This window comes from Candidatus Zixiibacteriota bacterium, from assembly GCA_029860345.1.
Lineage (GTDB): Bacteria > Zixibacteria > MSB-5A5 > GN15 > FEB-12 > JAJRTA01.
Genome location: JAOUBJ010000032.1, coordinates 1 through 12,431, shown reverse-complemented (window position 1 = coordinate 12,431; position 12,431 = coordinate 1). Strand labels below are relative to the sequence as shown.

Below are 12,431 nucleotides of genomic sequence, written 5' to 3'. Positions count from 1 at the left end.
TCACTCGTTCATTCATAGGACAGGTCTCTTTCCAGGGCACGAATCACCTCCTTGTCGATTCATACCCAATGTAACCTGTTACCTATGTCTCCGGTTTAATCTGTTACCTATCTGCCCGGTTCATACCAAACCGAGAGCACCTCGAAATGGCCTCGTCTTCCGGAAAAAGGTCACAGGTGCTGTCAGGATGCGCGATAGGCATCGGGCGGGGTCGCCCAACACCACGGTACCCCACCCAGAGGCTTTGCGGCGGGTGGGATCATTCGTGATTACTGGGGAACCCACCTGCACCAGGGTAATAGGGCTTGTTGATAAACCCTGATTACGTTGTGTCGGGCCCTGAACGCGCCAAAGGCGTGCTTGTGACCCGACACGCAACTACTTGTCAGACATGGGCGGCGGGTCACACGGATTCGCTGGCGTCCGCCGCGGCGGACAGGACCCACCGCAACGGGCCAGAGGCACTTTTTCAACAAGCCCAATAGGCGGGGTAGCGAAGAACTGGATTCCCGCCTTCGCCGGAATGACCGGCAAGCCGGTTTTTTCGCTTGGCGACGCTCAGTTTTCGACTTCGTTTGGAGTGACGGTTCGTACCGCGAGAAGCACGAAATTGTGATTTATCACCCTGTCAATTTGAAGATTGCCCGACCACAGCCGTGTCTATATGATTAGACTCAGCATGGAGAACGTGAACGCTGTAAAAACAAATTCCGGAACAACGCCGCGCGGATGGTGGCTGCCGTTTGCGGCCCTGGCCTTGATCTATCTGCCGGCGCTGATAGATCTGGTGGTGAACTGGTATGAAGATGCCAACTACTCGCACGGTTTTTTGATACCGTTCATGTCCGGCTACCTCCTGTACCGTAAACGCCAGTTGCTGGCGGCCAATGTCGGCCGGATCGACGCTTCTGGACTGTGGCTGGTGGCCGCCGGGATGTTCCTGTTCATAGTTGCTAACGGCGCGGCGGAATATTTCACGATACGCTTTTCGTTGGTGGTGACACTGTTTGGCCTGGTTTACTTCTTGTTTGGATCGAAGATGATTCGATGCTGTTGGTTTGAGTTGGCCTTTTTGGTTTTCATGATCCCAATTCCATACGTGATTTACTACTCGGCAACCTTACCCATGCAACTGGCTGCTTCGAAGATCACCGTTGCTACCTTGAACCTTCTCGGCGCCGGCGCCGTGCGACAGGGTAATATCATCCATCTTGGCGGTATCACCCTGGAGGTGGCCGAAGCCTGCTCCGGAATTCGATCTCTGGTATCGCTGGCCGCGTTGGGGGCGATCTATGCTTACCTGACGCTTAAGCACAACGGCGCCCGAACGCTTCTGTTTATCTCGACGGCGCCGGTAGCTATCATTGCCAACGTGGCCCGGGTGTTTGTCTCGGCCGTGTTGGCCTATGGAGCATCGGTCGATGTCACAGTCGAGCCGACACACTCGATAATGGGTTTGATAGTTTTTGTCGTTGCCTTTATTCTCCTTGCCCTGATTGCCGGGCTGTTAAGAAGGATATTCGAATGAAAGCGGCTATACTGAGCGCAATGATAATTCTGGTAGGTGGAATCTTCGGTAACTATCTCAGGTTTGTTCGACAGTCACCGGATCGCCCGCCGACCTTTGACTCGATTCCGCTTGAAACATCCGACTACTATGGGCAGGAGCGAAGGCTGCCGGAATTCAACTATGAGGTGCTGCAAGCCGACACCACGACTCTCAGGCTGTATCGCGATTTGTCCGGAACCTACTACTGGCTTTTTGTCGCCTACTTTGCCTCGCAGGAGTATGGCAGTCAGATGCACTCACCACGTCAGTGTTTGCCGGGTGGTGGCTGGCGGATCAGAGACCACCAGCCCTTCACGATTCAACTGCAATCCGGAGAAAACAGGACCATCAACCGCCTGGTCATCGCTCAACAGAACTCGCAGCAACTAATGTACTATTGGTACGAGACAAGAGGTGGTGCCCTGACCGGCGAGTACGCCGTCAAGTGGGACCTGGCCGTCAACTCACTCCTTTTGAGACCTACCGATGCAGCCTTTGTGCGCTTGACGCTGCCCTTGTTGAATGGGGACTTGGAAGCTGCCGACCGAGTGGCTGTCGAATTCCTGAGGCAACTTCATCCACATATCACCCAGGCGCTCCCCTTCCACAATTAAGCTTGAACGCAGTTTAGTGTTTTCCTATAATCGGTTATGTTTGTCTCCTTCGTGAAGCTGGCTCGGCCGTCGCAATGGCTTAAGAACGGTGTGGTCCTGGCGGCCTTGATTTTCTCAGGTGAAGCGATTCACACTGTTGCAACTGAGATCGCTGTCATTGCGGTCTTCATTTTTTGCCTGCTGTCATCGTCGGTATACATACTCAATGATCTGATCGATTGTGACAAGGATCGTCGCCACCCTTTGAAAAAAGACAGACCGATTGCCTCAGGACGGGTTTCCAAGTCGGCCGCTATGGTCTATTGTGCCGGGCTTCTGGTGATCGCACTGGGTGGGGCATGGTTTATTAACAGTTCGTTCTTTGTCGTCAGTCTTCTTTTCTTTGGTCTCAATCTGTCATACAGCTTCTGGTTGAAGAACATTGTGATTGTGGATGCAATGAGTATTGCTGTTGGCTTTGTCATTCGGGCCTATGCCGGAGCCTTCGCTATTGGCGTACCGGCCTCCAAGTGGCTTTTGATCAACACGCTTTTTCTGGCCCTCTTTCTTGCTTTCGGTAAGCGAAGACACGAGTTGGTGTTTCTCGAAGGTGACGCCGCCTCCCATCGCACAATCCTGAGCAAATACTCCCCCTACCTGCTGGACCAACTTATCGGTGTGGTTACGGCGTCGGTGGCCGTGGTTTACATGCTCTACACGTTCTCACCGGAGGTTTCCAGCAAACTCGGCACCGAGAATCTCTTTGTGACCATTCCTTTCGTTGTCTATGGGATTTTCCGGTACCTTTATCTTATTCATAAGGAAGAACGAGGCGGCTCGCCGACCGAGGTGCTGATCAGCGACCGTCCAATCCTGATCAACGTGATACTATGGTTGGCGACCGTCGTTGCCGTTCTCTATATCGCTTAAGGACCCCTATGAAGAACCAGATTGTCGGATATCTCGGCTTGATTCTATTGGCCCTGGCGGCCGGCTGCGGACAGAAGGAAAAAGAAACCACCCAGACGGTACCGATACAGCCGCCGGAGGCGTATTATGCCGATACTTTGATGCCACCGTCTATGTCTGTCTATGATATCGTAAAGGTGGGAGAGGTTCGCACGGTAAAACCTGAAACGGCCGACGACTATCTGGGATCAAGCGCCGTCGATTACCGGGCGTATCGGTTTATCGGCATGTCGGCAGCCGGCTACAAGGTGCAGGGGGTGCCGATCTCGGTCGAAATCGCTCAGTTTCCCACTCCCGAAGAGGCCTATGGCTTCTTCGCCCGACTGCAAACGTTCGGCACTCCTTTGGGGATCGTCGGTTCCGAATCTTTCGAATCGGGCAACAGTTTCTACTCCGCCGCCGGTGACTATGTGGTCACATTATCGGTGGAGGAGTTGACGCCCCAGACCAGCCAAGCCCGATCACGGCTGGCCCTTGAGATCAACAGCCGCATCGAACAAAAACCGAAGCCGATGTACTTCTTGCTCTTTCCACTCGCCGCCAAGATCGGCGCCTCCAATAGGTACCACACCGACGGTTTCCTGGAGGGGGTCTCTCTTGAAAAAGTCTACACCACGAGCTATGCCATCGAAAATGACACCACCCTCTTTTTTCTTATGTTGGATGAGGGGGGGCTACAGTACACCAAACTGTCCAAATACGCTGCTGCCGAAGGAGAAGTCGTCCGCATGCCCGAGGGATTCAGGTTTCCCGACTTTTCAATCGCACTTGAGCATCCGGAACATGGCTTGATAGTAGCCGGACTGGTGCGCAAGAAACTGGTCGGGATCATGGGTTACAATCCAAGGCCGTTTGACACCCTGGCCATTGGCTGGATCGACGGACTGCAAATGTAGCAAGCAAGCTTGGCCATGAATGGCTCTTTGGCCATGAATGGGTCTTTTGCCATACTTGGGTCATATGCCATACATGGGTCTTGTGAACTTGGCGCTTTGACACACCTACGCGGGTTGGTAACAGCGGCTCTATGCCGGGGTGCAACACACATGCTCCGACCGCGCTCGGCATGACACGGCCAGATGCGCTATTCCTAGGCTTTGAAGCGGTACCCGACGCCGCGGATTGTTTCTATGTACTGCGGGTCTTTGGGATCATTCTCGAATATCTTACGCAGCTTCAAAATGAAATTGTCCACCGTGCGGTTGCTGGGGAAGGCGTGGTATCCCCACACGCCGTCCAGAAGTTGATCGCGACTGACCACCTCGCCGCGCCGTTCGGATAGATACTTGAAAACCATGCACTCGCGACGGCTGAGGTCGAACCGGCCACCGGGACCTTCGGCCACAAAGGTTTTGAAGTTCATTCGGCGACCGTCAAACTCGAACAGATCACTACTATCCTCCTCGCTGCCCAGCCAGGCCAGCCGTCTGAAAATCCCCTGGATACGCGCCAAAAGTTCGGCCATGTTGAACGGCTTGACAATATAGTCATCACCGCCTGCAATAAGTCCTTCAACTTTTTCGTCATCCCGATCACGAGCCGTTACAAAGAGGATAGGTATCTTCGACCCCGACGCCCTGATCTGCTTGCATAAGGTCAGACCATCGACGCCCGGCAGCATGATGTCCAGCAGGATCAGGTCGAAACTCCCTTTGGCGAACTCCTCCATCACCCGCGAACCGTTGTCGACGGACAGCAGTTCGTATCCTTCAGCCTCGAGGTTCATTACCAAGCCGTCGGCGATGTTGGGATCGTCTTCAACCAGCAGGATTCGCTTCATTGTTCAACTCAGTCTTCAGGATTATAGTAAAAGTCGACCCTTGGCCGGGTCCATCGGATTTGACGTTGATGTCCCCATCGTGGGCGCGGATGATCTCGCGAGCAAGAAACAGCCCCAGTCCGCTGCCGGGTCGGCTGCGGCTCAGTTCCTGACCGGCCCGATAGAACCGGTTGAACACCTGGCAGGATTCCTTTTTGGACAAGCCGATACCGTTGTCGCTGATGTTCAATCTACATCGGTTTCTTTCGACATTGAGAATGATGCAAAGCCGGACCAAATCTTGTTCGTTGTACCTTAGGCTGTTTTCAAGGATCGCGTTGATGGCTCGTCTCAGCGCCACCGGGTCGCCGTTGATTTCGGTGGGCTCTGTCTCGGACCACTCGACTTCGACCGGTACTTTCGAAGGTAACCTGGCCAGGTCGTCCAGAGCTTTGTCGACAAGGGTGCAGAGATCGAGTTTCTGTCTGGACAACTGATAACCGGAACGCTCGAACCGTCCGGCGTCCAGAATGTTCTCGACCAGTTTCTCCAGTCTGAGGACATCGTCCTCCATGCGCGGCACTATTTCGACTTTTCTGGCCGCCGCGATCTTGTCAGACTTCATGCTGTCGAGATATATTTTCATCGAAGCCAGCGGCGTCTTGAGTTCGTGGGTGACGGCCATCAGGAAATTCTGTTGATGGAATTTCAGTTCCTCAGCTTTAACCAGGGCGCGATAGATCAGCCAGGCGCCGAGTAGTATAAGAACAAGAAAAAAGATTCCCTCCATGCCAAGCATAATCTGCCGACCAACTTCCTGGTCATGTAGCTGTTCAACGTAGTCCGGGGCGGCGCCCAGTTCGACGGCTATTTCGACTTTTTCATCGACCATCTGAGCCATGAATACGATCCACCAGACCGCCTGGGCCAGGATAACCACGGCCAGCACGATAAACAGGACCAAGGCGGCGCGGGGTGTCAGAATTCGCTTCATCACAATGTTCGTCTCCTTAACGAGGAGACAATTTAACAATTGGGAAGTCTGTTGGCAAATGAATGCGTGGGGGAAAACCGGGATTGTCGGAAGTAGTGAAATCGCGGGCGTAGCGTGGGGCGGTGGGTCCTTCGGATTCGTGCCAGCGAATTCGTGAGACCCGCCGCGGTTGTCTGACAAAGGGTTGTGTGTCGGGTCACAACCACGCCTTCGGCGTGTTCAGGACCCGACACAACGTAAACCGGGTTTGTCAACAAGCCCCTTCGGTGGGCTTCAGGACCCAACACAACCTGACAATTCCGTGAACATCGCAAGGGCCGATCAACCAACAGAAAAACGCCCCGGGTTCTGCAAAGACCCGGGGCGCTTGTATACAAAGCAAAGATCGGGCGAAAAAACAGCCGGTGCCTACTCGACCGACACCAGTTGGACTTCTTCTGTTTCTTCAGATTCGGCAATCGCCTCGGTGTCAGCTTCCAGTTTCTCACCGCGTAGCAGTGTGTCGGCACTGCTGAGGAGTTTGTCCATGTTGAGTTTGGTGATATGAGCATCAGCTTTTAGGAAATTGGCCCGAGCCTTCATGCCGATATCGCCGATCGACGAATAGACTATCACCGGCGTGTCGGAGCGTTCCGACTGACGGATGCGCAGCACCACATTGAGACCGTCCATCTGCGGCATCTCGACATCACAAATAACCAGATGGAATTCCTGCTTCTGAAACTGATCCCAGGCCACCTGACCGTCGCCGGCCTGAACTACTTCACCACCGTTCTCGGTCAGCTCGTTGACCAACATGGCTCGCACCGCCGGTGAATCTTCGGCCACCAGGATCTTTTTGCCGGTGAAGTCCACATCGACACCACCGCGCTCCAGGTCATCCCTTTGCAGGTGGGGGCAGAGATCCATTAGAATAGTCTCGTAATCCAACAGGAGTACCATCCGCTCCTCGGTCGGTTTGACAATCCCGATGACATAACGATGATCGATACCCTGGAAGACAGACTCGGCATCGATTACGTCCTCCCAGCGGAAGTGATGTATCCAATCGATCTGTTCCACCCAGAATCCGGTCTGGGTGCCGAAGAATTCGGTGACAATCACCTTTTGCCTCTTGGTCTTTTCACCGGCGACGCCGAGGAATTCAGCCAGATCAACCACCGGCACCAGCCGATTCATGTCACGGAAGACACCTTTCACGGCAGTGTGGGTACCCGGTACGTCGGTGAAGTGATTGAGATCAGAAACGATTTTGCTAACTTTGAGGATGTTGATGCCGAATGACATGCCGGTCGTTCGGTACTCGAGGACCCTCAGTTCGTTTGAGCCGCTTCGCAGATACGACTCGGCGTCCATCTTTGCGCTCATTATCCGCCTCCTTTTGCCTTGCGTAGTTTTGTACTGAAGACTGCCCCTCCCTCGGGGTGATCATCGGCCAGGATCGTTCCGCCCATACCCATAGCGGCCAGCTTGCAGAAATACAAACCCAGGCCGACACCGCGATGGCGACCTTCCGTCCTCAGTTTTAGCTGCCCGTATTTCTCAAACAGGACCTCCGGGTCAACATCACCCAACCCCGGACCGGAATCCTTGATATGGATATAGACCGAATCGGCCTGCTCATCAATCGAGATGACTATTTCGCCGTTTTCCGGAGTGTGCCGAACAGCATTGAACAGGAGGTTGTCCAATACTCGTTTAAGCAGTCCGGTGTCGGCCTTTACTATTTGTTCAGAAAGATTGCCGGTCAATCTCATGTCGATTTTATGTTCCTGAGCCGATCCTTGGACGAGGACAATCGCCTCCCGGACGACGGGTAGAACATCGAGCGGCACGGGATTGCAGGGAATGCCCATCTTGCCGGCCTTGGCCACAGCCATGATATCATAGATGATTGACTCCGTTCGCTCCATGGCGATGTGCGACGAAGCCACAATCTGCCGATGCAACGGTTTGGCCAGGTTTAGTTTTTTCTCGTCGAGCAGTTTGAGCAGGTACTTCATTGAAGCCAACGGCGATTCCATGTCGTGAAGCAGTACGGAAACGAATTCCAGCCACTTGTCGGCTTCGATCTGCTCAACGGCATCATTTGACTCAGGTTTGTGTTCTACTTGATCGGTTTTCGAAGTCATCCCGTTGCAACTCATCGTATGTATTTCGAAATCAGCCCTCTATCTATATACTAGTCGGTCTGGCTGAGAAAATCATAACAGTCCGCCCCTCGTGTCCCGGTCAATTAATGCACAGTTGGGGAGGTGGGACCTATGTCGTACCCCGGCGGTACCGGCAACCGGCTGTGGTTACAAGGCCCGGCGGTTTAGCCTTAGGGAATTGGTGACAACAAATACCGATGAAAAGGCCATGGCGGCGGCGGCGACCATGGGCGAGAGGGTCCAGCCGAACAGTGGATAGAAGAGTCCGGCGGCCAACGGAATAGCCAGAACATTATAGAAGAAAGCCCAGAAGAGGTTCTGCCTGATTACCTTCATACTCTGGTCGGCTACTCGGAACATCTTGGGCAGGTCAGCCAATTCGGACCTGACCAGGACGACATTTGCCGCTTCAATTGCCACATCGGTACCGCCACCGATAGCAACACCGACATCGGCCGCGGCCAGGGCGGGAGCATCGTTGATGCCGTCGCCAACCATAGCCAGCCGGAATCCCGCCTTCTGGTACGATTCGATCACCTGCTGTTTGTGATCCGGCCTGACTTCAGCTTCAAAATACTCCAGACCAATAGAGCGGGCGACACCAGCTACCGTCCGATAGTTGTCCCCGGAGAGCATGGAGACTCGCTCCAGCATCTTGCCAAGCCGTGCCACTACTCCGGCCGCATCGTTGCGCAGGCGATCACCGAGCGAAATGAGACCGGCCAGTTTACCGCCCAGGGCCACGAAGACAACCGTTTGACCCTGCTCCATCTCCTCCTGGGCTGTGTCCCTGCAAGCCGAAGGATCAATCTGCTCTGTCTTCAAGAGCGCTTCGTTTCCTATCAGAAGGCGCTCACCGCGATACAGTGCTTCGACGCCGAAGCCGGGTCGATCCTGGACATTCCTGACTTCGGAGGCATCGATCTGCTCTTTATCCATGAGCTGCGCAATTGCTTTTGCCAGCGGGTGGTTACTCTGTTTCTCAGCCGAGCCGGCCATGCGGATCAGTTCGCGCCGGGACCAGGGATCGACCGAGCGTACATTTACCACTTCCAGTTCACCGCAGGTTAGAGTTCCGGTTTTGTCAAAGACGATGGCGTTCAGTTGAGTTATTCGTTCGAGTATATCGCCACCACGAATGATGATTCCTTCCCGCGCCGCCCTTCCGGTCCCGGCCAGGATGGCCGTCGGGGTGGCCAGACCCAGGGCGCAGGGGCAGGCGATTATCAGCACCGAGATTACACATTGAATAAGCAGGGGACTGTCCGGCGCCAACCAATACCATCCGGCCAAAGTAACCAGGGCCACCAAGATCACAGCCGGGACAAAGCGCGCAGCCACCCGGTCGGCCAGTTTCTGTATTGGTGCTTTGCGGCTCTGCGCCTCGGCCACCAGCCTGACCATGCCGGCCAGAAACGTTTTTTCGCCGGTGGCCGTGACCTGGAACTTGAATGATCGATTGCCGTTGACCGATCCACCGACCACTTTATCCGATGGTACTTTTTCGACCGGGAGCGATTCTCCGGTCAGCATCGACTCGTCAATCACCGCTTGACCTTCCACTATCACACCGTCGGCGGCCAATCGCTCACCCGGACGCACCAGCAGTATCATACCGGGTTGTACCGCTGACGCATCGATCTCGATGTCGACACCGTTGATAATGGCAGTCGCTATGGTTGGACGCAAATCAATCATCGCCCGAATGGCATCCCCGGCCCGTCCCCGCGCCCGCGCTTCCAGAAAACGGCCCAGCAGAATCAGCGTGATGATCATGCCGACCGATTCGAAAAACAGAGGCGGTGAGATACCGGAATCCCAGTTGATCAGAAGCAAGTAGATGCTCCAGCCAAAAGCAGCGCAAGTACCCATGGCGATAAGGCTGTTCATGTTGGCCCGCAGATGGCGGGTCTGAATGGCTGCATCCATAAGAATTGTGCGACCGCCATAAAGAAGTACAACCGCAGCCAGAAGCGCCTGCGTAAGGGCGTCGAACGGCGCCGGAACAAGCGACCGGTCTGCCCACATCGGCCACATGGCAACCGCTGCCAGAGGTATGGTCAGCACCACCGAGATTTGGAGCAGCCGTCTGGCCGTGATCACTTCACGCTTACTTGCCGCGAGAAAATCGGGGCGACCAACGGCGGCTGAAAAACCAAGTTGTTCGATCTGCTTGATTATCCCCTGGGCATCAGTTGTCGTGCTGTCGTAGCTTATAGTCGCGGATTTGGTGGCCAGATTGACCTGGCAAGTCTCGACGCCATGTCGGCCGGTGAGTCCGTTTTCCACACTGCTGACGCAAGAGGCGCAACGCAAACCGTCAATCGCCAGTGTCAATTCATCAGTCTTAGCCATAACGGTCTAATATAACGTAAACCGACCCCTGAAGTTCAAGAAAAACTGACGGTTCAGCGAATGCCCAGGGCTATCAGCAACTGGGGGCAACGCCTGACAAGCTCTTTGCGGATTTTGCTGCGGGCGCGATGAAGATACCAGCGCACCGTCGCTTCCGGCATTTCCATAATGTCGGCCACGTCGTCGAGCTTGCAACCCTCGATATCGCGCAGCATGAAGGCGGACTTTTGTTTGTCGTTAAGAGTGTTGGCGGCGCATTCGATCTGGTGGCTCAACTGACGGCGCTGATAATTGAACTCAGGACCCCGACGATTGGATTCCTGAATGTCGTGGAATTCCTCAAGCGGCTCATGCTGATGCCGGCGGTGTTTGCGGATATAGTCGATCGAGGCGTTGACGGTGATACGGTGGAGCCAGGTGTAGAATTTCTTGTTGTCGTCATAGCGCCAAATGTTCTTTGCCATTTTCATGAAAACGATCTGGGTGATATCGGCTGCCTCGTCGTAGTCGCTGACCATACGATAGGCCAACGCTCCCACCTGATTGCGATAGCGACTGACCAATTCGGTAAAGGCTGCTTTGTCGCCCTGCCTGATCTTTACTATCAAGCCCTTGACCAGGACTTCACTCTGATCATCCGGTGTCGACGGTCCGTTTTTTGGAGTCGGCTTGCTGCTCATGCTAATCCCATTAACGTGAACCCACGTAGGCCACTATTCCTATGTTATATTTAGCACAACACCGGACTACGGCCTGTGGTTCCGGTTGGTTGGCATCTTTTTGGGAAAAGTGAAAAGAGTTCGGCTACCTAAAGCCGGGTGATGGGGAGGGGTTTTACTGCTTTACATCCGCCAGGACAGACTCGAAGGGGTTGAACCGCAACTTTTTAGGCATATCCTCAAGCCCCGCTATATCAAAAACAGTGGTTGGACCGGTGATAAGCTGGCGATAATAGAACTTTTGCTTGTCCCTCATTTCGATTTCAATCGGAACATACATTTGAAAAGCAGGCCCCACATTTTCGGTTTTGACTTCACAGGGGCAGACAAATACCCCGCCCGTGTCGCGTTTGCACTCGTATGAAAAGCGATAGGTCGGCAGATCGTTGCCGTAAACCCACTGATCAAAAAACCATGCCATGTCGATGCCGAAATGTTTGTCGCAGTGTTCTTTGAAATCATTCGTGGTCATCTGGCGACCGCGATTGGTGAGATACCAGTCCTTCATCATTGAATAGAATCGTTCATCGCTGAAGTTGCCCAGGTCCATCAACAGATTTCGCAACATGTGAAGCACCAGGGCGGCCTTTTTGTAGATCACCAGATCAAAATCACCCTTCGTTTTGGTGCTGGCGGTGCGACTGCCCATGATTATCGGACCGGACTCGGCGCCGGATGTCAGCAAGTACTTTCGAGCGCCGAAGATTTCCTCGCGGTATTCCTTCAGAACCTCGAGGAACTTTTTATGGCCGCTTGTTTCTTCCTGAAAGAGCATGCCCGAGTATTCGGCAAAGCCCTCAGAAAGCCACTTGTCATGATAAGTCTTAAAGCCAACGCCGGAACCGAACCCCCACCATTGATGGGCGACTTCGTGGCTGCGATGCATGCGCTGGTATCCTGAGGGGTCCGAACGCAGAAAAGTCATCAGGCCCATCTGCACAAAACCGGGATACGATTCCGAATGAAGAGCGAGTATTTCGGCGACCACAAGTTTGTCAATTGGCAACTGGCCGAAGTGGTGTTCGAACAGTTGCAGACTTCCCATTACGTCGCGGGCTACATGTTTTTCCACGTCGCGGTTGTGAGCCACGGTGTGCAATGTCAAGCCGTTCAGGAGTTCTTTGTGCCGAGGATTGGTGAAATGAACACCTTTGGGCAGGATCTCTTTTTCGGTCAGTCTGTGGGTCGTGAAGATACCTATGTTGAATGACACGTTTGGCGCCGGATCAGACACTCGATAGCGGGTTGTCATGACATCCTCCACCACCGTGCTGTCGATGATGGTACCGACAGCCGCAAACCCAAAGTGGTTTGGGGTACGAAAGAGCATCTCGAATGTC

At 54.0% G+C, this 12,431-nt stretch carries 11 protein-coding genes; 4 read left to right on the top strand and 7 right to left on the bottom strand.

The window, feature by feature from the left end; genetic code table 11:
- Positions 1–688 precede the first annotated feature (688 nt).
- From OEV49_17670 to OEV49_17655, 4 genes are read left to right on the top strand one after another with little or no spacing between them, the layout of a single operon-like run.
- Positions 689–1,528, top strand: a complete 840-nt coding sequence (locus OEV49_17670; GenBank protein MDH3892894.1) for an exosortase/archaeosortase family protein — start codon at positions 689–691, stop codon at positions 1,526–1,528.
- A complete protein-coding gene (locus OEV49_17665) occupies positions 1,525–2,163 on the top strand; it encodes an EpsI family protein (GenBank protein ID MDH3892893.1) in 639 nt (212 codons plus the stop codon). Before OEV49_17670 ends, OEV49_17665 begins: the two co-directional genes overlap by 4 nt.
- 36 nt (positions 2,164–2,199) lie before the next feature.
- Positions 2,200–3,072 (top strand): decaprenyl-phosphate phosphoribosyltransferase, encoded by an 873-nt coding sequence (locus OEV49_17660; GenBank protein MDH3892892.1) that lies wholly within the window; start codon positions 2,200–2,202, stop codon positions 3,070–3,072.
- Positions 3,073–3,080: 8 nt separating this feature from the next.
- Entirely contained in the window at positions 3,081–4,007 is a 927-nt protein-coding gene (locus tag OEV49_17655; protein MDH3892891.1) for a hypothetical protein, read from the top strand.
- Positions 4,008–4,201: 194 nt separating this feature from the next.
- On the opposite strand, the gene OEV49_17650 is transcribed toward OEV49_17655, so the two are convergent.
- The 7 genes from OEV49_17650 to OEV49_17620 all read right to left on the bottom strand — a co-directional run.
- Entirely contained in the window at positions 4,202–4,891 is a 690-nt protein-coding gene (locus OEV49_17650) for a response regulator transcription factor (GenBank protein ID MDH3892890.1), read from the bottom strand.
- Positions 4,869–5,864 (bottom strand): HAMP domain-containing histidine kinase, encoded by a 996-nt coding sequence (locus OEV49_17645; GenBank protein MDH3892889.1) that lies wholly within the window; start codon positions 5,862–5,864, stop codon positions 4,869–4,871. The genes OEV49_17650 and OEV49_17645 overlap by 23 nt, the downstream gene beginning before the upstream one ends.
- Before the next feature lie 408 nt (positions 5,865–6,272).
- Positions 6,273–7,232, bottom strand: a complete 960-nt coding sequence (locus tag OEV49_17640) for a chemotaxis protein CheV (GenBank protein ID MDH3892888.1) — start codon at positions 7,230–7,232, stop codon at positions 6,273–6,275.
- Positions 7,232–7,996: a HAMP domain-containing histidine kinase gene (locus OEV49_17635; GenBank protein MDH3892887.1), complete on the bottom strand. Its 765-nt coding sequence runs from the start codon at positions 7,994–7,996 to the stop codon at positions 7,232–7,234. Before OEV49_17635 ends, OEV49_17640 begins: the two co-directional genes overlap by 1 nt.
- A 168-nt stretch (positions 7,997–8,164) precedes the next feature.
- A complete protein-coding gene (locus OEV49_17630) occupies positions 8,165–10,372 on the bottom strand; it encodes a heavy metal translocating P-type ATPase (protein MDH3892886.1) in 2,208 nt (735 codons plus the stop codon).
- Between the two features lie 53 nt (positions 10,373–10,425).
- Positions 10,426–11,052, bottom strand: coding sequence for an RNA polymerase sigma factor (locus tag OEV49_17625; GenBank protein ID MDH3892885.1), 627 nt, complete (start codon positions 11,050–11,052; stop codon positions 10,426–10,428).
- 154 nt (positions 11,053–11,206) lie between these two features.
- Positions 11,207–12,431, bottom strand: a 1,225-nt coding sequence (locus tag OEV49_17620) for a M1 family aminopeptidase (GenBank protein MDH3892884.1), incomplete at its 5' end; no start/stop codon positions are given.